16 protein-coding genes and 1 pseudogene are annotated in these 20,258 nt (G+C 70.4%); 12 read left to right on the top strand and 5 right to left on the bottom strand.

Annotation, left to right across the window (positions count from 1 at the left end; genetic code table 11):
- Nucleotides 1–194, bottom strand: a pseudogene (locus tag ACFWYS_RS07590) (TetR/AcrR family transcriptional regulator); the annotation flags it as partial.
- Between the two features lie 291 nt (nt 195–485).
- Between ACFWYS_RS07590 and ACFWYS_RS07585 the strand changes: the two are divergent.
- Both ACFWYS_RS07585 and ACFWYS_RS07580 read left to right on the top strand, forming a co-directional pair.
- Complete coding sequence (locus tag ACFWYS_RS07585) at nt 486–1,325, top strand: alpha/beta fold hydrolase (protein ID WP_384764676.1); 840 nt, start codon at nt 486–488, stop codon at nt 1,323–1,325.
- Nucleotides 1,326–1,369: 44 nt separating this feature from the next.
- A complete protein-coding gene (locus ACFWYS_RS07580) occupies nt 1,370–2,191 on the top strand; it encodes a hypothetical protein (protein ID WP_384764674.1) in 822 nt (273 codons plus the stop codon).
- 75 nt (nt 2,192–2,266) lie between these two features.
- Here the strand turns inward: ACFWYS_RS07580 and ACFWYS_RS07575 are convergent, their stop codons facing one another.
- Nucleotides 2,267–3,469: a glycoside hydrolase family 64 protein gene (locus ACFWYS_RS07575; RefSeq protein ID WP_384764672.1), complete on the bottom strand. Its 1,203-nt coding sequence runs from the start codon at nt 3,467–3,469 to the stop codon at nt 2,267–2,269.
- A 528-nt stretch (nt 3,470–3,997) separates the two neighbouring features.
- On the opposite strand from ACFWYS_RS07575, the gene ACFWYS_RS07570 reads away from it, so the two are divergent.
- From ACFWYS_RS07570 to ACFWYS_RS07555, 4 genes are all read left to right on the top strand, one after another.
- Nucleotides 3,998–5,467 (top strand): hypothetical protein, encoded by a 1,470-nt coding sequence (locus ACFWYS_RS07570; protein WP_384764670.1) that lies wholly within the window; start codon nt 3,998–4,000, stop codon nt 5,465–5,467.
- 180 nt (nt 5,468–5,647) lie between these two features.
- Nucleotides 5,648–7,678 carry an RICIN domain-containing protein gene (locus ACFWYS_RS07565; RefSeq protein ID WP_384764668.1) on the top strand — a complete coding sequence of 677 codons (2,031 nt, stop codon included), beginning with the start codon at nt 5,648–5,650 and terminating at the stop codon, nt 7,676–7,678.
- A 184-nt stretch (nt 7,679–7,862) separates the two neighbouring features.
- Nucleotides 7,863–8,405 carry an AAA family ATPase gene (locus tag ACFWYS_RS07560; RefSeq protein ID WP_384764695.1) on the top strand — a complete coding sequence of 181 codons (543 nt, stop codon included), beginning with the start codon at nt 7,863–7,865 and terminating at the stop codon, nt 8,403–8,405.
- A gap of 136 nt (nt 8,406–8,541) precedes the next feature.
- Entirely contained in the window at nt 8,542–9,441 is a 900-nt protein-coding gene (locus tag ACFWYS_RS07555) for an amidohydrolase family protein (RefSeq protein WP_384764666.1), read from the top strand.
- Between the two features lie 32 nt (nt 9,442–9,473).
- On the opposite strand, the gene ACFWYS_RS07550 is transcribed toward ACFWYS_RS07555, so the two are convergent.
- Together ACFWYS_RS07550 and ACFWYS_RS07545 are read right to left on the bottom strand one after the other, a co-directional pair.
- Nucleotides 9,474–10,583: a hypothetical protein gene (locus tag ACFWYS_RS07550; RefSeq protein WP_384764664.1), complete on the bottom strand. Its 1,110-nt coding sequence runs from the start codon at nt 10,581–10,583 to the stop codon at nt 9,474–9,476.
- Between the two features lie 2 nt (nt 10,584–10,585).
- The gene (locus ACFWYS_RS07545) at nt 10,586–11,638 is read right to left on the bottom strand and encodes a hypothetical protein (protein ID WP_384764663.1); all 1,053 of its coding nucleotides are present in this window, start codon (nt 11,636–11,638) and stop codon (nt 10,586–10,588) included.
- Between the two features lie 156 nt (nt 11,639–11,794).
- On the opposite strand from ACFWYS_RS07545, the gene ACFWYS_RS07540 reads away from it, so the two are divergent.
- Entirely contained in the window at nt 11,795–12,622 is an 828-nt protein-coding gene (locus ACFWYS_RS07540; RefSeq protein WP_384764661.1) for an alpha/beta fold hydrolase, read from the top strand.
- Between the two features lie 77 nt (nt 12,623–12,699).
- Here the strand turns inward: ACFWYS_RS07540 and ACFWYS_RS07535 are convergent, their stop codons facing one another.
- Nucleotides 12,700–12,915 (bottom strand): 4-oxalocrotonate tautomerase family protein, encoded by a 216-nt coding sequence (locus ACFWYS_RS07535; RefSeq protein WP_384764659.1) that lies wholly within the window; start codon nt 12,913–12,915, stop codon nt 12,700–12,702.
- A gap of 133 nt (nt 12,916–13,048) precedes the next feature.
- Between ACFWYS_RS07535 and ACFWYS_RS07530 the strand changes: the two genes are divergently transcribed.
- The 5 genes from ACFWYS_RS07530 to ACFWYS_RS07510 all read left to right on the top strand — a co-directional run bounded on the left by ACFWYS_RS07530 (nt 13,049) and on the right by ACFWYS_RS07510 (nt 20,257).
- Nucleotides 13,049–13,912, top strand: a complete 864-nt coding sequence (locus ACFWYS_RS07530) for a helix-turn-helix transcriptional regulator (RefSeq protein ID WP_384764657.1) — start codon at nt 13,049–13,051, stop codon at nt 13,910–13,912.
- A gap of 857 nt (nt 13,913–14,769) precedes the next feature.
- Nucleotides 14,770–16,248 carry a sugar transferase gene (locus tag ACFWYS_RS07525; protein WP_384764655.1) on the top strand — a complete coding sequence of 493 codons (1,479 nt, stop codon included), beginning with the start codon at nt 14,770–14,772 and terminating at the stop codon, nt 16,246–16,248.
- 73 nt (nt 16,249–16,321) lie between these two features.
- The gene (locus ACFWYS_RS07520; RefSeq protein ID WP_384764653.1) at nt 16,322–17,644 is read left to right on the top strand and encodes a nucleotide sugar dehydrogenase; all 1,323 of its coding nucleotides are present in this window, start codon (nt 16,322–16,324) and stop codon (nt 17,642–17,644) included.
- Complete coding sequence (locus tag ACFWYS_RS07515) at nt 17,634–18,899, top strand: glycosyltransferase family 4 protein (protein ID WP_384764651.1); 1,266 nt, start codon at nt 17,634–17,636, stop codon at nt 18,897–18,899. The genes ACFWYS_RS07520 and ACFWYS_RS07515 overlap by 11 nt, the downstream gene beginning before the upstream one ends.
- Nucleotides 18,896–20,257, top strand: a complete 1,362-nt coding sequence (locus tag ACFWYS_RS07510; RefSeq protein ID WP_384764649.1) for a Wzz/FepE/Etk N-terminal domain-containing protein — start codon at nt 18,896–18,898, stop codon at nt 20,255–20,257. The genes ACFWYS_RS07515 and ACFWYS_RS07510 overlap by 4 nt, the downstream gene beginning before the upstream one ends.
- Nucleotide 20,258: the final 1 nt, after the last annotated feature.

Genomic DNA, 20,258 nt, shown 5'->3' with positions numbered 1-20,258 from the left:
CGAGCCTCTTTGGTGATGTCGGTCAGGCGGGTGTCGAGGTACCCGTCCCGCTCGAACACCTTCCGCGCGGCCTTCACCAGAGCGGCCCGTGTCCGTACCCCGCGCTGCGTCGGCGGCGGCTCACGAAGCTGCGAGAAGGGCGCCACGGGCGGCGGCTTCTCACCGTCGGTCTCCTCGGGCGCGGTGGTGTCCATCCCCGGGACTTTACTTGAATCCGACGCCGGAGTCATGATCCTCCAAGGGCAGGCGATGCCCGGTGACGTGCTGGTCGATCGGCGTCCGCGCCGTCGAAACGATGACTGCTTCCCTCATGTCGCCTCACTGCTTCCTGTTGGTCCGGTTCGTCCGGGACCCGGGCGCCGGGACCGGCCTCTCGGGTATAGTTGAATCCGGCGTCAGGTTCAATCATGCCCGAGCGTGCACCCTTGACAGTCCGCTCCCCCGACCTGAAGGCTTACCGACCAGTCGGTATGAAAGGGTGGGTCGTGGTCGACCTGAGCATCTCCACACGTGCGGGCGTGTTCGACGCGATCGCGGCGGGTCCGCCCGAAGGCCGCCCGGTGCTGTTGTTGCACGGCTTCCCGCAGACGGGGCTGGTGTGGCAACGGCAGATCGCGACGTTGGCCGAGCACGGCTACCGCGTGGTGGCTCCCGACCAGCGTGGCTACTCCCCCGGGGCCCGCCCGCAGCGGCCGGAGGACTACCGCATGAGCCATCTCGTCGACGACGTCGTCGCGATCACGGAGGAACTGGGCTGGGCGGCGTTCGACCTGGTGGGCCACGACTGGGGTGGCGCGGTGGCCTGGTGGACCGCCGACGCCCACCCGAGGCGCCTACGCACCCTGACGGTTGTCTCGACCCCGCACCCCGGCGCTCTGGCCACCACCCTGCGCACCGACCAGGACCAGCGCCACCGTTCGCAGTACATGATCGACTGGCGCGAAACGCCGACGACCGAAGAACGCATGCTGGCCGACAACGCCCGCGAGCTTCGCACCCTCTACGCCGGAAAGGTCCCGCCGGACCACGTCGACACCTATGTACGGCACCTGTCCCGACCAGGCGCTCTCACCGCCGCGTTGAACTGGTACCGCGCCGGCCGCCCCGACGGCACGATCGGCGTCATCGACGTACCCACGCTGTACGTCTGGAGCACAAAGGACAGCGCGTTCGGCCAGGCGGCGGCCCAGGAGACCGGGCGGTGGGTCAAGGGGCCGTACCGGTTCGAGACCCTCCAGGGCGTCAGCCACTGGGTCCCCGAAGAGGCGCCCGAAACACTGAGCCGCCTGCTGCTCGGCCATCTGCGCACGCACGACCAGCACTGAGCCACAGCGAAAACCCCCTCGTCGACTCCTCGGAGGAGTGCCCCATGAACTCAGCGCGTGCCGCCTGGCGCCGCCTCGAACCCGTACACGGCATGATCTACTTCGTCCCCGAGGCGAGGCGACGGTACGCGGACCTCGGACTGAGCCGACGCGCCGGGTACTTCGCCTCCCGCAGTGCCGCGTTCGGCCAGGCGTCCGCCGAGCTGGTCACCGCGACCTTCTACAACTTCCACCCCGAACTGGTGCGACAGGCGGTCGACGAGGCCTGGGACACGGCGACGCCGCAGCAGGTGCTGGACGCGCGGTACGCCGCGGCGGGCGAAGCGCTGCGGCGAGCGGGAATCCACGAGTTGCCCGACTTGGCCGAGGTCCTGGCGTTGGTCCGCCGAGCGGCCGAGGCGGCCCGCGAACACACGCAGGGCCGCCCGCTGTTCGCCGCCCATGCCGCGCTGGCCTGGCCCGAGGAGCCGGTACTGCAGCTGTGGCACGCCCAGACGCTGCTGCGGGAGTTCCGAGGGGACGGGCACGTGGCGTGTCTGCTGAGCGAGGGCGTCGGGGGCTTGGACGCGCTGGTTCTGCACGCCGCCACCGGTGAGGTTCCCGTCGACTTCCTCAAGGCCAGCCGCGCATGGCCGGAGGAGGAGTGGGCCGACGCCGAGGAGCGGCTGCGCAAGCGAGGCCTCCTCGACGGCGACTCCCTCAGCGCGGAGGGCGCGACCCTGCGCGGGCACATCGAGGACCGCACCAACCGCCTGGCCCTGCCCGCCTACGCCGCTCTGGGCGACGCCGGTTGCGAGCGCCTCGCCGAACTCGCGACCCCGTTCGGCCACGCCGTCATCGAGACCGGTCTCCTCAAACTCGGCTGACCGCCGCCCCGTGCACTCTCGCCGGTTACGCGGCGAGAGTGCGGCACCAGCCCCTTCATCGTCTCTGACAGGTGATCAGTTGAACGGGTCGAGTGTGAGGTAGGCCTGGAGCGGGTTGCCGTCGTGCACGAGCGACTCGTGATGGCCCACGTCATCGAAGGCGAACGCGTACGCCTTCCCGTCGGCCATCCGCTCGTGGATCTTGCGGGCGTAGTGGTTGGTGACGGCGTCCTTGTAGAAGGCGTCGGCGTTGGAGTCCGGCTGATTGGGGTTGACCAGCAGCGTGGAGCGGTTGAACCCGGCACACAATGTGCGCGAGATCGGGCCGCGTACCAGGTCGTTCGGTGCGTCGAGCTTCCTGTGGCAGCCGAAGACCGAGGAGGCGTCCGGCTTCTCGAAGCTGGTGACGACGGCGCCGGCACTGTTGGTGAAGCGCATGACGCCGCCGGAGACCCGGCCGTAGTACTTGGTGACGGGCTGGTCGGCGAACGGCGTGACCGTCAGCGTCGAGGTGGCGTACTTCTGCCAGACGCGGTTGATGTAGTCGTCCATGACCGCGGCGGGCAGTGCACCGGTCTCCAGTCCGTACAACGGCGACAGGGCACGCAGCACGGTGCCGTCGGATCGGGTCTGGATCAGGTTGGCCCAGCCTCCGGGCTGCCCCCGGAGGGAGTTGAAGAAGCCGTTGTATCCACCGGACTTGAGCCGGCCGGTGCTCGCGGTGCTGCCGTCCGCCCGCTGCACCCCGACCGAGTAGGGCGCCGAGAACATGTCGACCTGTGTGCTGTTGATCCACAGGCCCGAGTCGTTGAGTGTGTACTCCGACCAGTGGAACAGGATGTCCCTGTTGGGGTCGGTCGGATTCTGCACGGCGGGCTGGACCAGGCCGCCGGTGGTGAGCTTGAACACCAGCTTCCGGCCGTACGAGAAGTACACGCGGCCGGAGAACTTCGGTATGCGGATGGTCGCCGACTGCCCCGCCGCCGGTCCCGGTATCGACGCGTCGGGCGCCGGAGTCGGCGGATTGCCGCCCGCCGGCCAGGGGTGGAACGCACCGCCGGCGTCGGCCCAGCCCTGCCGCCCGGTCGACAGCTCGGTGCCGAGGTTGTAGATGTACACCTGCTCGCCGCGGGCCGAGTTGTTGGTGATCTTCAGAGGGATCGTCGCCGGGACGGCGTGGGCCGACGTCTCCGCTCCGGCCACGAGCAGTGAGCCGGCGAGAACCGTGGCGAGGGCCAACCCGGCCGCCCGGGCCCGGCGTCTGAGTGTCCGTAACATGCTCTGTCTCCGTTCGACGAGGGTCGATCCAGGAAGTCCTGAGAGCGCTCTCAAGCGTTCCGCCTTGGTACGGACCTGTCAATGAGTCGGGAGAAGACCGGTGCGCTCCGCGGGTTCAGCCGCCCGTCCCCCAGTGGATCGCCTAAGCAGCCTGGGCACCGCCCGCGCGGAAGACGCCGGGGAGAGGCGTGGGAGAGGGCGCGGGGATTGGATTCCCACTGTCATGACATGCATGACATCAATGAGCGCACAGGGGAAAGAGGTGCGGAGGGCGTGGATACACGCAGATCACGCAGATTACGCGGGCTACGCAGGTTATGGGGACAGGTGATTCCGCTCGCCGTGGCGGCGGTGGCTTCCGCTCTGCTGACGGCGCCACCGTCGGCAGCGGCTACAGCCACAGCTACGGCTACGGCTGCTGCGGCGGCGCCCGTGGCGCCGTGTACGGAACTGCCGTGCCAGGGGTCCGACCCCGGCGCCGTCACCGAGTGGCACTCGGGTGGGGCTCCTCAGCTGAGGAAGGAGGCCGTGCTGGCCTCCGGGGCGCGGATCAGGTTCTACACCGGCAAGCCCGCCTGGGACCCGGCCCAGCAGGTGTACTCCTGGGCCGAGGCGACCCTTCCCGGTAAGGGCCGGGTCTGGCTGCGGACGGAGCAGAACGAGGGCGACGGCATCAACATCATCACGCCGCTCGCCCACCCCCGCTCCTACCGGGACACCAGCGGCACCACGGGCATGTTCCTGCACGAGACGAGCAGATACGGAGTCGTCTACGCCAACGGCGCCTGCCTCACGGACGGCACCCAGACGGCGTGCGTCAACGCCTCCTACTCCGAGCTGAAGCCCGCCGGGCCGTGCGAGGGCTGGTGCTCGGACGCCGACCCCACCACGATCGCCAAGGACGCCTGGGACTACGTCTCGCGCCCCGACTACCGCCGTGTGCAACTGCCGTCCGGCGCCTGGGTGCAGCACGCCGAGGGCCGCCTGAAGCAGGGCAGTTACCTGAACTGGGCCGAGGGAGCACTTCCCGGAGGCGGCAGGATCTGGCTGGAGAACTGGCAGGGCACCGGCCGCTGGGGCGAGGTGTGGACCGAGTTCACGCCGGCGGGCGCCTCGCGCACCACATCCGGCAGCACCCGGGCCTACTCCTGGCTTCCCACGCTGCGCGCCTGCGTCCGTGACAGCTCCGGCACCGCCTGCACCGACGACGCGGACGCCACCGCCACGGCCCCCACGCAGGCCCCCTGCGCGCAGCTGCCGTGCGAGGGGATCGACCCGGCGTCCGTCACGGAATGGATGCCGAACTACGAGCCGAGCCTGCTGGAAGACGCGAACATCTACCTGGGCGGCCGGCTGAAGATCTACGAGGGACGCCCGGCCTGGGACCCGTACCACCTCTACTACTGGGGCGAGGCCGAACTCCCGCCCGGCGCCACGGGCGTGTCCGCCACGCTGATGACCCACGCCGCCGGCGGCTCCGACTCACGCGAGAAGCGTCCGGAGGCCATCCCCGGCGCGCGACTGACGGCCTCCGGGAAGACCAAGATGTTCGCCCTCGACCCGCTGTCCGCCAAGAAGATCGCCGGACTTGTCGTGGACGGCAAGAACTGGTCGTTCGCCACCCGCCAGGGCAACAACATGAGCCAGACCGACGTGGAGGGCACGGTCGGCCCCTGCACGCCGGGTTCGGCGTGTGACGGCATCCTCCCCGGCTCGGTGACGAAGTGGTCCTCCCCCGCGACGGACTGGGCCACGGCCGCCCTCCCGAGCGGCAAGAAGGTCACGCTGCGAGGCGGCAAGCCGAACTGGTCGGTGACCGACTACTACGCGTGGGCGCACTCGACCGCCACGGGCGCCACGGTGTGGCTGGAGGACCGGCAGCCCGACGGCACCTACAGCAAGGTGGCGACCACCGAGATGAAGGCGACGACCGGACAGCAGGTACGGGCCTGCATCAGCGAGGGCACCACGACGGCCTGCACCAAGCCGCTGTCGTAACCCTGCACCTCACGAGGTCCGGCAGATGCGTTCCGGCCGTCGCGTGCGCCGTAGCACGGGGCGGCCGGAACGTGTTCCCCCGCCCTCGCCGGAGGCGTGATGTCTTGACGTGTTCAGAACTGTCGTCCAGCATCCCTACAGTCCGATCGGTTCTGCACGCTTTTGTTTGAGCGGATGGTCATGCCCAGCAGACGTCGCACAGTCCGCGCCTTGGCGCTCACCCTCCCCCTGGCGCTCGGCGCGGGGCTGGTCGCCATGCCCGCGGCCACCGCGGCCGACCCGACCGGCACGGTCACGGTGCGCATCGATCCCTCGTACCAGCAGCGGGAGTTCGAGGGATGGGGCACGAGCCTGGTCTGGTTCGCCAACGTCACCGGCGGCTACCCGGACCCGATCCGCAAGCAGCTCGTGGACATGCTCTTCGGCCGTGACGGCCTGCGCCTGAACATCGCGCGCTACAACATCGGCGGCGGCAACGCCCCCGACGTCCGCAAGGACTACATGAAGGTCGGCGCCACCATGGAGGGCTTCTGGAAGGCCCCCGAGGGAACCACCCGCGAGGACACGGACTGGTGGGACCCCGAGAACCCGGACCACTGGAACTGGGCCGCCGACGCCAACCAGCGCTGGTGGATCGACCAGATCAAGAGCAAGGTGACCCGCTGGGAGGCGTTCAGCAACTCGCCGCCCTGGTTCCAGACGGTCAGCGGATACGTCTCCGGAGGCTTCGACGCGAGCAAGGACCAGATCCGTGCCGACCGCGTCGACGACTTCGCGACGTATCTGGTGAAGGTGACCGACCGCCTGGAGAAGGAGCACCACATCAGGTTCGACACCATAGCCCCGCTCAACGAGCCCAACACGCCTTACTGGGGTACCCAGTTGGGCACCGACGGGCAGCCGACCGGCGGACGCCAGGAGGGTGCGCACGCCGGCCCCGAACTCCAGCAGAAGGTGGTCCTGGCCCTGGGACGCGCCCTCGGCGTAGCCAGGACACGGGCCACGATCTCCGCGATGGACGAGACCAACCCGAAGATCTTCACGGACAACTGGAACGCCTACGACGCGACGGCTCGGGCCGCCGTGGACCAGCTCAACGTGCACACGTACGGCACGGCCATGCGCACCAGCGCCCGTGACGGTGCCAAGGGCGCGGGCAAGAAGCTGTGGATGAGCGAGGTCGAGGGCACCTGGGGCACGGGCACCGACTTCACGGGCATGGAGCCCGGCCTGGGGATCGCCAACCGCATGGTCGGCGACCTGCGCGAACTGGAGCCCTCGGCATGGGTGTTCTGGCAGCCCGTCGAGGACGCCGTTCCCCAGGCGGCCGCCGGCAAGAACTGGGGCAGCATCCACATCCCGTTCAACTGCACGGCCGCCGACACGCTGGAGACCTGCCCGATCAAGGCCAACAGCAAGTTCCACACCATCCGGAACTTCACCCACTACATCCGCCCCGGGGACCGCTTCGTCAAGACCGACGACGCCTCCAGCGTCGCGGCCGTCAAAAAGTCCGGCACCGGCGCCACGGTGGTGCACGTCAACGACGGCACCACGGCACGGACGGTGACCCTGGACCTCTCCCGCTTCGGGTACGTCGCCCCCTGGGCCTCCGTCACGCCGGTGGTGACCAGCGTCGACGGTGCGCTCGTCCAGGGCGAACCGGTGCGCGTGACCGGCCGTTCCGCCGCACTCACCGTCCCCGCCAAGTCGGTCACGACGTTCCGTCTCTCCGGCGTCGGCGGGAGCGCCCGAGATGCCGCGCTCGTCCAGCCCGGCCACGTCTACCGACTGCAGGGCGTGCAGAGCGGCAAGTCACTGACCCCGAACGACGACACCACCGGGGTCGTCATCCGCACCGCCGACACCATCACCGACGCCCAGCTGTGGTCCGTACGAAAACTGACCCACGGCAACAGCAACCGTGAGCGCTACGCCCTCGTCAACTCCGGGACAGGCACGCGGCTAGCGGTGCGGGACGGCGGAGCAGTACTGGAGGACGCGGACTCCATGCCGGCCGGCCCAGAGGCTCAGTGGCTCATGTCGACGACAGGTGACGGCACCTGGACGTTCATCAACGCCGCCACCGGCCGACTGCTCGATGTCGCCGGCCACGCCACGGCGGACGGCTCAAGGGTGACCACCTGGACGCCGACGTCGAACGCCAACCAGCGCTGGACCGTGACCGACGAAACGACGCCCCGCACCTGAACTCCGGGGCGCCACACGGGCGCCCGCCTGCCGGGCCCTCCGGGAAGGCCCGGCAGGCGGCCTCTCGAAAGTCCGCGAGCAGTTCACCGCCCGTCAGGTCCCGGGCCAAGAGGCCGGCGGACCCCATCAGCGGACCCCAGGGCGCGCATGTGTGTCAGCGGCCGCCACTATCGTGCCCGTCGTGATGGTGGGAACCGAGGAGACCCGGCTGATCGTCGTGCGCGGCAACAGCGCCTCCGGGAAGTCGTCCATCGCGGCGGGCCTGCGCGAGCGGTTCGGCCGCAACCTGGCCCTGATCGGCCAGGACAACCTGCGCCGCGTCGTACTACGGGAGCGTGACCGGCCCGGCGCGGCCAACATCGGCTTGATCGGCATGACAGCTCGCTACGCACTGGACGCCGGATTCCACACGGTCGTCGAGGGAATCCTGTACGCCGACCGTTACGCCGCCATGCTGGAGGATCTCGTCCGCGACCACCGGGGCACCTCTCGCTGCTACTACCTGGACGTGCCGCTTCAGGAAACGCTGGTTCGGCATGCGACGAAGCCCGATCCGGCGTACCTGGCCCAGGTGACCGACCGGCATCTGCGGGACTGGTATCGCGAGCGGGACCTGCTGCCGGGCGGGATCGAGACCGTCATCGACGCCGACAGTACCTTGGGCGAGACCGTGCAGCGCATCATGCGCGAGACCGGCCTCGACCGGATTCCGGCGGTTGACCGCTGAGCCCGCTGAGACCACCCCTGATGCACGACCGGCTTCGCTTCCGCACAGCATGGAGCACGTCCAGAGGCGAAGTAGCCGTAGCCTACGCACCTGAACAGGCAGGTCCCCGGCGCGGGCGGACGAGAGGTGGTGCCAGGTGGGGTTCCCCCACGCGGACTTCGGCGAGGAGGCCCGTGAGATACGTCGTTTCTGGGGTGGGCTGGGTCTTCCCGGGGTGATCGATGTCCACACGCACTTCATGCCCGAGCGTGTCCTGCACAAGGTCTGGAAGTACTTCGACACCAACGGGCCGCTGATCGGCGGTCTGACGTGGCCGATCACCTACCGGGAGGAGGAGGCGGAGCGGACGGCTCTGCTGCGGGAGTTCGGGGTGAGGGCCTTCACCTCGATGCTCTACCCCCACAAGCCCGGCATGGCCAGGTGGCTGAACGCATGGGCGGCCGACTTCGCCCGCCGCACCCCCGACTGTCTGCACACCGCCACGCTCCACCCCGAGCCGGACGTCGAGAGTTACGTCCGCGAGGCCGTCGAAGCAGGGGCGCGCGTGTTCAAGGCCCATGTGCAGGTGGGAGACTACGACCCGGCCGACGGGCAGCTCCAGCGGGCATGGGGGCTGCTGGCCGAGGCCGGGATCCCCGTGGTGATGCACTGCGGCTCCGGGCCCGCGCCCGGCAAGCACACCGGTCCCGAGCCCATCGTGAGGGTGCTGGCACGCCATCCGGGACTGCGGCTGATCGTCGCGCACATGGGCATGCCGGAGTACGCGGAGTTCCTCGATCTCGCGGAGCGGTACGACGAGGTACGCCTCGACACGACGATGGCGTTCACCGACTTCACCGAAGGGTTCATGCCGTTCCCCCGCCGGGACCTGCCTCGCCTTGCCGACCTCGGTGACCGCATCCTTCTCGGCTCCGACTTCCCCAACATCCCCTACCCCTACCTGCACCAGCTGCACGCCCTGGAGCGGCTGGGACTGGGGCAGGAGTGGCTGCGGGCCGTGTGCCACGACAACGCGGCGAACCTGTTCGGCTTGTGACAGGAACAAGCCGTGCGGCGGCGCTGGGGTACTCAGCCGAACCGCAGGATGCGGGGTGCGAAGGTGCCCTCGGGGCCGTCGGCGCGGCCGACCGACCACACCGTCGCCGTGCCCGGTACCGGCGCCAGCCGCAGCATCCGGGAGTCGCCCTCCCCGGCCACCGCCGGTTCGCTGTACTCGGTGAACGACTGTCCGTTCCAGGCAAGGAAATCCGGCCCGGGGACAAGCGGCGGAGAGCTCCCCGGCGGACCCCACTTCTGCGAGCCGGCCACCGCGACCCAGGCCAGCGCGCCGGACGTGCCGGGCGTCAGTGAGCTGATCGAGCCGAAGTCGGTGGGCACGGTCACCCGGTTCCACGCCTGCCCGTCCCAGCGGACCAGCAGTGGCGGAATCGGCCGGCCCGGCGGGCCCCCGATGAACCCGGCCGTGCCGCCCGCCCACACCTCCGTCGGCGAGACCGCCAGCACACTGCCCACGGCCGACCGCGGGAACCCGTCCACGATCGTCTGCTGCCACGCCTGCCCGTTCCAGTGCGACACGGCCGCACCCGAGCCGGTGGCGCCCGCGGCCCAGACGTCGTCGGCCGCCAGGACGTGCAGGCCGTACACGGCTCCCGGCGGCGCCGGCACGTCCTGCCAGCCATGTCCGTCCCGGCGCAGCAACACCTGTGTGCCGTCCCGCGAACCGATCAGCCAGGTCTCACCGCCTCCGGCGACGACCTTGGTCAGCACGACACCGCGCGGCGGCGGGCTCTCGGACCATGCCTTGCCGTCGAAGCGGAGCAGATGGGCGCCGCCCGCCGAGTCGCGGCCGACCGCCCAGACCGCGGTCGGTGAGGTCGCGGCGACGGACAGCAGTTCTCCCTGCCAGCCGATCCCGGGCAGACTCTGGCGCTGCCACACGGTTCCGGTCCAGCGCAGCACCAGCGGGAAGCCCGGCGCCTCGCGGCCGACGGCATCGGCACCCACCGCCCACGCCCGGTCCGGCCCGAGCGCCACCGCCTCGTTCAGCCCGGCCTGGGGGCGTACCTGTGCCGGGACCGGAACGTGTTGCCAGGACAGGGTTTCCGCCGCGGCCGAGCTCATGATCGTCACGATGGCCATGGCGACGGCGAGGGCCGCGACGAGAAGTCTGCGCACCATGGTCAGCCTCCTAGCCGTTCGCTCATCAGGTTCGGTTTCGAGCCGTAGATCTCGACGGTCCCGAAGGACAGCAGTGCGGACCCGGCCCTCGCCAGTGCACGCGGTTTGACGTCGATCGCGTTCGTGTGCTCCGGGCCGTGGGAGAAGGTGGTGCGGGAGCCGTCCACCCGTGCGTACTTCGACTGGAACGCGCGGTCGCTGCGCACCGGCAGCCACAGCGCGCCGTCCGGGCCGCGCACCATGGCCTCGGTGTAGGTGTCACCGAGTGGCGGGTGGGTGGTGCGCCAAGTCCCGTGCCCGTTCCAGGTCATGAGGTAGGTGCGGGCCACGCCGTCGGTGTACTGGCTGCCGCCGATCGTGACGCGGCCGGACGGTTCGAGCAGGATCGTGTGCACGTTGCTGTTCGGCGGCAGCGGCACGTTCGCGTCCCGCCACGCCTTGCCGTCCCAGCGCAGGACGGTGGTCCCGGTGCTGGTGTCCGCCCAGGCCCAGGCATCTGTGGCCGTGCGCGCGGTGATGCCCATCAGGAACAGCACGCCGTCCGGGGTGGACTGGGTGGTCCAGCCGGAGCCGTCGTAGTGCAACACCTTGAGTCCGGTGTCGTCCTCCCCGACCACCCACGCGGCACCCGGTACGGCGGTGAAGTCCTGGTAGCTCCAAAGGGTCTGCGGCAGCGGAACGGCGCTCCATCCGCCCGCCGACCGGCGCAGGATCTCCCCCGCCCCCGCGCGGTTGTGGAAGATCCACACCTCCTCGCCGACGAACTGGACCTTGCCGAGCCAGCCGACCTCACCGGCGCCGGGAAAGGCCGTGTCCCGGCTCCACGCCGTCCCGTCCCACCGGTACAGCATCGGCCGCAGTCCGTCGGCGGCCTGCTCGTACCCGGTCGCCCATGCCTCGCCCGGCCCGCGAGCGGCGAGATCGGAGACGGTCACCGGCGGGGCCGCCGCCGGCACCGGTAGCGCCGACCAGCCCGGTGTCACCGCCGCGGCCGGAGACACCACCGAGGCACACGCGATCACAAGGCCGACAAGGACCGCACGGAGACCGTTCACGAGACCCCCCTCACGAGACCCCCAGATCACGGAGGTCGCAGAGCCTATGGGCGTTCACACAACCGTGAACAGACGGCATCCGGCCATGACGCCCCGGCACTTCCTGGAGCGATGAACGACGGGGCTTGCGGGCAGGTGCTCTGACATGATCGCGGCATGAGTTCGCACACCTGTCCGGCCGTCCCCGTCGTACACGAAGGCCCTCTTCCCGCTCCCGGCGGCGGCAGCCTGTGGGCCGAGCGCAGCGGAACCGGCAGCCCGGTGGTGCTGCTGCACGGCGCCGGCATGGACTCCCGCCTGTGGGACGCCGTCGTCCCCGAGTTGGCGCGTCACCATGACGTGATTCGCTACGACGCCCGTGGCCTGGGCCGCTCCACCGCTCCGGAGCGGCCGTACAGCGATGTCGAGGATCTGCGGGCCGTGCTCGACCACTTCGGTCTGCGCCGGGCGGCGTTGGTCGGCTTGAGCATGGGTGGGGAGACCTCGCTGGATTTCGCCCTCGCGCATCCCGGCAGGGTCGGCGCGCTGGGCTTGGTCGGCGCCTCGGTGAGCGGTCATCTGTGGCCGGAGGACTCCCAGTCGGTGGCCTATGCCGCGGCTCGTCGCGAGCGGGACGCCGCCGCTCTGGCCGCACTTGAGCTGTCGGTCTGGGCGTCCATGGGCCGCACGGCTCCTGGAGGAGAGCTGATCGAAGCGATGGTGATGGACAACGCACGCCGGCGCATCGTGAGCGAGTCGTACCTCGCGTACTCCCCGGACCTCAACGCCGAAGCCCAGCTGGGCGACATCGCCGCGCCCACGCTGGTCATCCACGGCGACCGGGATCACCCCGAGATCGGCGCGATCGCGAAACGGCTCGTCGCCGACATCCCCGGCGCGCGTGGAGAGGTGATCCCCGACGCCGACCACTACCTGCCTCTGCGGACACCTGAACGCCTCGCCGAGTTGCTGCTGGGGCATCTTGCCCGACGCCGGATTCGATGACGGCAGGTCGGCCGGTCCGGCAGGCCGGCCGGTCACTGTCGCGGGTCACACCGGATGCCTATGCACCCCGGCACCCGTCAACTACCCGGTGTCTGCAGGAGTTTGGCGAGCGTCAGGACGTCGCCGCCGATGCCCCAGCCGCCGTCATGCACCTCCTCGACGAGCACCAGGGTGGTGGCGCGGGCGCGTTCGCCGTAGATGTCGACGTACAGCTCGGTGGCGGCGGTGATGATCTGCTGCTTCTGCTCGGGGGTGAGGGTCCCGGCGGGGACCTTGAAGTTGGCGAACGGCATGACCGGGTGCTCCTTCTGACGACGGGTTGCACAGACCAAGGTCGAGGAGTGGCTCGCGGTCTGCCAGGGCTGTGCCGACCCTGGGGGTGCCACCCCCTGGTTCCGTCAGGGGCAGCCGGGTCACGATGGGCGGATGGACCTTCCCGAACTCGCCGCGTTCCTCAAGTCCCGGCGCGCCCGCGTCCGGCCGTCCGACGTCGGACTGACCGCCGGGCCCAGGCGTCGTGTGCCGGGCCTGCGGCGCGAGGAGGTGGCGCAGCTGGCCGGTCTGTCCGCCGACTACTACACGGAGTTGGAGCGCGGCAGCGGCGTCCAGCCCTCCGACCAGACCCTGGCCGCCCTGGCCCGGGCGCTACGGCTGACCGGTGACGAGCGCGACCACCTGTTCCATCTGGCCGACCGGCGGGTGCCGTCGGCCGCCCGCGGTCCGGCCGCCCTGGTCGAACCCGGTCTGCTCAGCCTGCTCGACCGGCTCACCACCACGCCCGCCCTGGTGAACACGGACCTGCACGAGACGCTGGCGCAGAACGACCTGGCCACCGCACTCATCGGCCCACCGCCACCGAGGCGCGGCCCGGCGGCCGGCTTCGTCCACCGCTGGTTCACCGACCCCGCGTCCCGCGACATCTATCCCCCCGAGGACCACCCGCACCACTCCGAGGTCTTCGTCGCCGACCTCCGTGCGGCCGCCGCCCGCCGGGGCCGCGACGCCGAGGTCGCCCGCCTGGTGGCCGCACTACGGCGCAGCAGCGCGGAGTTCACCGCCCTGTGGGACACCCGGGACGTGGCGGTGCGCCGGGCCGACCACAAACGCATCGTGCACCCCACGGTGGGTGTCATCGAGCTGGACTGCCACAGCCTGTTCAGCGAGGACGGCCGCCAGCGCCTGCTGTGGTTCGACGCCCCACCCGGCACCCGGGGCGCCGCCCAGCTGGAGCTGCTGTCGGTCATCGGCACACAGGACATGACACCGGCAGGCGGCGAGCGGCGCGGTTGACACGAGGAGCGCGCGGCCTTGCAGGGTGGGTGGTGTCGCGGCGGGGGTGTCAGCCGTTCCTCAGCGCTCAGTTCGGGTGCGTCACCCGCACCCGCACCCGCACCCGCACCCGCACCCGCACCCGCACGGTCAGGGTGCCCCTGTTGTCCTGGGAGCGGTATCCGGCGGTCCCGGCATTCCACCGGCCGTCGTCCGTTCGAAGGCACGAGCACAGCCGAGCGGTTCGAGCCGAATTTTCACCAACTCGCCTGCCCTGAAGTCCACTTGACGCCCTTCGACCGAGCCGCGAACCGGGCGGCCGGTTCGTCGTCGCCCCGGACCGACACCGAGGCCTGCTACGTCATTTCCGGCCACGCGCCCCTGACCGACAAGGGGTCGGGCATCACCGTTGACGGGGCCTCAGACCGCCGCGCAGAGGCCGCACACGGGGGCCGGTTGAGCTGCTGGAGCGCGCGGTGGCGAGAAGCCGCCCATAGCGGTTTTACCGGTCTTTGGATGCCGAACCAAAGCTTGAACACAAATTACACACATCCCCTCTACACACTGGGCCCCGATGGTCTAGATTGACCGTGCTTCAGCTGATCGGACACGTTCTTTGGGGCTCGTGAGGGGGCTTTGAGTGCGGGGAGCACTCAAAGGTTCGACGGGTTCGCGCGCACTTCGACAGGCCGGCAGGACACGCCAGTCCGCTGCCGCCAGGGTGGGTTCAAGTAGCGCTCAAACAGCCGGTACGTCATGCGCGGGAGGCGGGGGCCTCCCGAGGGGAGGAACAGCGCGGCGCGGGGGGCGGGGGCGCCTTCCGAGGGAGAGACAGGGTTGGGCAAGGACGCCCAACCACTGGGAACCTGGGGGGTTCTGTGCGGCAAGGGGGATTAGTCAGCCCGTTTCCGTCGGCGCGCGGGCGTCTGGCGAACGGGGCGATCAGCCAGCCCGCGATCGAGTGGGAGCAGCGGTACCGCCGTACCGTGATCATCAGCGACACGGTGGCCACCGCCTTGGTAGTGGCGGCGATCGGCAACTTCTTCGGGGCCCGGGACGCGGCCAACTGGCACGAGAAGTGGGGAATACTCGCCTTCGGCACCGAGCTGCTGGTGCTGGGTTCGCTTGCGGTGAGCCGGTCGTGGGCTCCGGCCGTGCTCGGCCAGGGCGCGGAGGAATTCCGCCGGCTCGGACGCTCACTGTTCACGGCGACCGTCGTACTGGCACTCGGCGGGATCGCCCTGACCTCGCGCAACATCAAGCTCTGGATCTTCGTCGCGATCCCCGCGATCGCGCTCATCACCATGACCGCGCGGTATGTGCTCCGCCTGGGACTGCACAAACGGCGGAACGAAGGGCGGTGTCTTAGACCCGTGCTCGCTGCCGGTAGCCCCGACACCGTGCGCGACCTGATAAGCCGCACCCGCAAGTTCCCGCACCTCGGATGGCGCGTGGACGGCGTGTGCACGACGGACGGTCGCGGGCTCGACGGCGACCAACTGGACGGAGTACCGGTCGTCGGCCGGCTGACAGACGTCGCCAAGTACGTCGAGCACGACGGCTACCGTGTCGTCGCGGTCACACCGGACCCGCACTGGACACCGGACCGGCTGCAGCGGCTGGCCTGGAATCTGGAGGGCAGCGACGCCGAGATGGTCGTGGCCCCCGTGCTGATGGAGGTGGCCGGCCCGCGGCTGCACGTCGACGCGGTGCTCGGGATTCCGCTGCTGCGGGTCAGCATGCCGACCTTCACCGGAGGGCGCCGGGCGATAAAAGCTGTCGTAGACCGGATGGGCTCGGCGATCCTGCTGATGCTGTTCGCGCCGCTGATGCTGTTCGTCGGACTGCTCGTGGTGGCCGACAGCCGGGGCGGGGCGTTCTACCGCCAGCGCAGGGTCGGCAAGGACGGCCGCGAGTTCACCATCTACAAGTTCCGCACCATGGTCGACGGGGCCCACCGGGCACGTGCCGCGCTGGCCTACCGCAACGAGGGTGCGGGGCTGCTGTTCAAGCTCCGCCGGGATCCGCGGGTGACCCGGGTGGGGGCGGTGCTGCGCCGGTATTCGCTCGACGAACTCCCGCAGCTTTTCAACGTACTCACCGGATCGATGTCGCTCGTCGGTCCGCGGCCTCCGCTGCCGGAGGAGTCCGCGGCGTACGGCCCGGACATCCGGCGGCGGCTGCTGGTCAAGCCCGGGCTCACCGGACTGTGGCAGATAAGCGGACGCAGTGACCTGCCGTGGGAGGAGGCGGTCCGGCTGGACCTGCGATACGTGGAGGACTGGTCGCTCGCCCTGGACACGGTGATCTTGTGGAAGACGCTGCGTGCGGTGCTGCACGGGCAGGGGGCGTACTGATGCGCGGGGGACGGCGTCCGGGGGGCGCGCGGAACGCAGGCCACAAGGGCCTGCGTGGGGGGAGGAACGGGTCATGAGAGTCAGCGTTTTCGGGCTCGGCTATGTGGGCTGCGTGTCGGCCGCCTGCCTGGCCAGCATGGGGCACGAGGTCATCGGGGTGGACGTCAACCAGGTGAAGGTCGACCTGGTCAACGACGGCAAGGCCCCGGTGGTCGAGGAGCGGATCGGCGAGCTCATCGCCGACGTCGTGCGGACCGGAGCATTACGCGCCACCGGCGACGTCCGTGAGGCGATCATGGACAGCGAGGTGTCGCTGATCTGCGTGGGCACGCCGTCGGAGCCCAACGGCAGCCTGTGCACCACGTACTTGGAGCGAGTCACCGAGGAGATCGGCGCCGCGCTCGCCGAGCGGGGCGGACGGCACACCGTCGTGTTCCGCAGCACCATGCTCCCGGGCACCTGTCTGAACCTGCTGGTGCCGATCCTGGAGAAGTACGTCGGCGGCACGGCCGGGGTGGACATCGGGGTCGCGGTCAACCCGGAGTTCCTGCGCGAGGGCACGAGCGTGCGGGACTTCTTCGACCCGCCCAAGACCGTCATCGGCGAGCTCGACTCGGCTAGCGGCGACGCCGTGCTGGCGCTGTACGACGGGCTGCCCGGCGAGGTGTTCCGGGTGCCGGTGCCGACGGCCGAGGCGATCAAGTACGCGGACAACGCCTTCCACGGCCTCAAGATCGGCTTCGCGAACGAGCTGGGCGCGGTGTGCCAGGCGCTCGGGGTGGACTCGCACCAGGTGATGGACGTGTTCCTGGCCGACCGCAAGCTGAACATCAGCCCCGCCTATCTGCGGCCCGGCTTCGCCTTCGGCGGCTCCTGCCTGCCCAAGGACCTGCGCAGCCTGGTCCACGCGGCGCAGCGGGCCGACGTCTCGGTGCCCATCCTCTCCCATGTGCTGCCCTCCAACTCCGACCATCTGCAACGCGCGGTGGAGCTGGTCGAGCGCACCGGAAAGCGCAAGGCGGGCCTGTTCGGCCTGTCCTTCAAACCCGGCACCGACGACCTCCGCGAGAGCCCGCTCGTCGAGCTGGCGGAGCGGCTCTTCGGCAAGGGGTACGACCTGAAGATCTACGACGCCAACGTGAGCCTCTCCCGGCTGCTCGGCGCGAACCGCGAGTACATCGAGACCCGGCTGCCGCATCTCGCGCAGCTGCTCGCGGATTCCGTCGACGAGGTGCTTGAGCACGCCGAGGTGTGCCTGGTCGGGACCAGGGATCCGGCCGTCCTGTCGGCACTGCCCCACGGCGGCGCCGACGGCCCGGTGATAGTCGACCTCATCCGCCTTCCCGACGCCGAGGCGCGCCGGACCGAACCGGGGTACATGGGCCTTGCTTGGTAATGCAATCAGTGGTGAGGGGTCGGGGCGGCGCGCGCTGATCCTGGTGGAGAACCTGTCGGTGCCGTTCGACCGGCGAGTGTGGCAGGAGTGCACGACACTGCGCGACGCGGGCTGGGAAGTGCACGTCATCTGCCCGCGGGGGGAGAAGCGGGACACGGAGCCGGAGGCGGTGATCGACGGGGTGCGGATCCACCGCTACCCGTTGAAAGCGGCCACCGGAGGACCGGCCGGCTACCTGCGGGAGTACGGATCCGCCCTGTGGCACACGGCCCGGCTGGCCCGCAAGGTCGGCCCGGTCCACGTGGTCCACGCCTGCAACCCGCCGGACCTGCTGTTCCTGGCGGCACGGTGGCTCAGGCGGCGCGGCGCGCGGTTCGTCTTCGACCAGCACGACCTGGTGCCCGAGCTGTACCTCTCCCGGTTCGACCGCGGCAAGGACCTGCTCTACCGCGCCGTGTGCGCGCTGGAACGGCGGACCTACCGGGCCGCCGACATCGTGCTCGCCACGAACGAGAGCTACCGGGACGTCGCGATCCGCCGTGGCGGTCAGCGGCCCGACGACGTGTTCGTGGTGCGCAGCGCGCCCCAGATCGAACGGTTCCAACCGGTGCCGCCCGAGCCGGAGTTGAAGCGCGGCAAGCCTCATCTGCTGTGCTATCTGGGCGTCATGGGCCCGCAGGACGGCGTCGACTACGCCTTGCGCGCCCTCGCGAAGCTGCGCGACGAGCTCGGACGGACCGACTGGCACGCGGTGTTCGTCGGCGCCGGCGACGCCTTCGACGCGATGGTGGAGCTGTCGCGGCAGCTCGGACTCACGGATCAGGTGCAGTTCACCGGGCGCATTCCGGACGCCGACCTGGTGCGCTACCTGTCCACCGCGGACGTATGCCTCTCCCCCGACCCGCACAATCCGCTCAACGACGTGTCGACCATGAACAAGGTCCTGGAGTACATGGCGATGGGCCGGCCGATCGTCTCGTTCGACCTGACCGAGGCACGCGTCTCCGCCGGTGACGCCGCCCTCTACGCGCCCGCCAACGACGAGGCCGAGTTCGCGGGGCTCATCGCGCTGCTGCTGGACGATCCAGAACAGCGGGCCCGGATGGGCAAGATCGGCCAGGAGCGGATCAGCGGACCGCTTTCCTGGCGGAACTCGCAAGTCTCGCTGCTCGCCGCCTACGCCGCCGCGTGCCGTGACCGTACCGCGGTCTCGGCGGGCGCCCCGGTTCGCACAGGGAAGAGGCCGCGCAGTTGAGCGATGACACGATCCACCTGGTCACGATCGGGTGGATACTCCGTCGACGGTGGCGGCTCCTCGCCACCGTCGCCGTGGTGGGCGCGCTCGTCGGCTACGGCGCCTCGGTGGTGTTTCCGCCGCGGTACACGGCGTCGGCGTCGGTCCTCCTGCCGGGGCAGTGGGAGGAGCGCGAACTGCTGACCCAGGTCGACATCGCGACCAGTTCGACCGTGCTCGACGGCGTGGCGGCCAAGCTCGGCTGGCAGAGCGTCAGCGGCAGCGAGCTACGGGATCAGGTGGGTGCCACGGCCGCCGACGGGAACATCATCAAGATCGCGGGCACGGCCGGCACCCCGGCGCGCGCGCAGCAGCTCGCCGACCGGGTGGCCCAGCAGTTCGTCGGCTTCGCCGCGCGGATCGCGGGCGGCGGCACCGACACCGAAGCGGCCACGGGAGCCGAGGCGCTGCGGCAGAAGGTGGCGGAGACCAACCGCCGCATCACCGACCTGGCCGATGCGGCCGATCCGGGACAGACCGTGGAGAGCGTGCAGGCCCGCACCGAGCTCGAAAAGCTGCGTACGACGCTGCAGGAGGCCATGAAGAAGCTGGACGAGGCCGACCCTGCGGCCAACAAGGCCAGCATGGTCGTCATGGGGCCGGCCGCCCGGCCGACCGGCGCGGCGCCGCCGACGAGGATTCAGCTCATCGTCGCCGGGGCGCTGCTGTCCTTCCTGCTCGCGGTCATCGGCCATCTCGTCGCCGCACGGATGAATCGCCGGCTGCGCACCGAAGCGGAGATCGCCGCGGCGCTGGGCTCGGCGCTCCTCGGCACCGTCGACGTGCCTGCCGAAGGGCACGCGCACCGGCCGGAAGGCGGTGGCCGACGGGCCGGGATCCGCCGGCTCCTCGGCGTCGACACCCGGTGGGACGTACCGACCCCGCAGCGGTCCGGCGACGAGGCCGGCCGACGGATCCGCTACCGGCGGGTGTGCGCTCGCCTCCGGAACCAGCTGCCTGCCCCGCGGCGGCTGCTGGTCGTCGTACCGGAGGGCGACGAGATCGCCCGCCGAGCCGCCGGGCAGCTCGTCACCGAGGCCAAGAGCGATCCGCTGCTGCGGGTCGTGGAGGTTTCGGTGGACCGGCCGACGGTGCCGGACCGTGACACCGAGGCGGGTGCCCTGGTCGTCCTCAGCGCGGGCAGCTGGACCGCGGAGGAGCTCGCCGGCGTCGCCGAGGCGTGTGCGGACGGCGGCCATCAGGTCGTCGGCATCGTCGTCGCCGACCCGGTCCGGGTCCATCCCGCGCGAACCGCCGAACGTCCTGCCGACGAGGCCACGCTGGCTCTCGCGGTGCGCGGCCCCGCGACGGGAGGTTGAA

The organism is Streptomyces sp. NPDC059010 (assembly GCF_042740355.1).
In the GTDB taxonomy this organism is placed as follows: domain Bacteria; phylum Actinomycetota; class Actinomycetes; order Streptomycetales; family Streptomycetaceae; genus Streptomyces.
Note: the sequence above shows the minus strand (reverse complement) of the source record. Positions and strands in the feature narration are given on the sequence as shown.

Excerpts from the sequence above, each read along its gene's own strand:
- ACFWYS_RS07580 (WP_384764674.1), top strand. The coding sequence starts at position 1,370 with ATGAACTCAGCGCGTGCCGCCTGGCGCCGCCTCGAACCCGTACACGGC.
- ACFWYS_RS07575 (WP_384764672.1), bottom strand. The coding sequence starts at position 3,469 with ATGTTACGGACACTCAGACGCCGGGCCCGGGCGGCCGGGTTGGCCCTC.
- ACFWYS_RS07565 (WP_384764668.1), top strand. The coding sequence starts at position 5,648 with ATGCCCAGCAGACGTCGCACAGTCCGCGCCTTGGCGCTCACCCTCCCC.
- ACFWYS_RS07560 (WP_384764695.1), top strand. The coding sequence starts at position 7,863 with ATGGTGGGAACCGAGGAGACCCGGCTGATCGTCGTGCGCGGCAACAGC.
- ACFWYS_RS07550 (WP_384764664.1), bottom strand. The coding sequence starts at position 10,583 with ATGGTGCGCAGACTTCTCGTCGCGGCCCTCGCCGTCGCCATGGCCATC.
- ACFWYS_RS07540 (WP_384764661.1), top strand. The coding sequence starts at position 11,795 with ATGAGTTCGCACACCTGTCCGGCCGTCCCCGTCGTACACGAAGGCCCT.
- ACFWYS_RS07535 (WP_384764659.1), bottom strand. The coding sequence starts at position 12,915 with ATGCCGTTCGCCAACTTCAAGGTCCCCGCCGGGACCCTCACCCCCGAG.
- ACFWYS_RS07530 (WP_384764657.1), top strand. The coding sequence starts at position 13,049 with ATGGACCTTCCCGAACTCGCCGCGTTCCTCAAGTCCCGGCGCGCCCGC.
- ACFWYS_RS07520 (WP_384764653.1), top strand. The coding sequence starts at position 16,322 with ATGAGAGTCAGCGTTTTCGGGCTCGGCTATGTGGGCTGCGTGTCGGCC.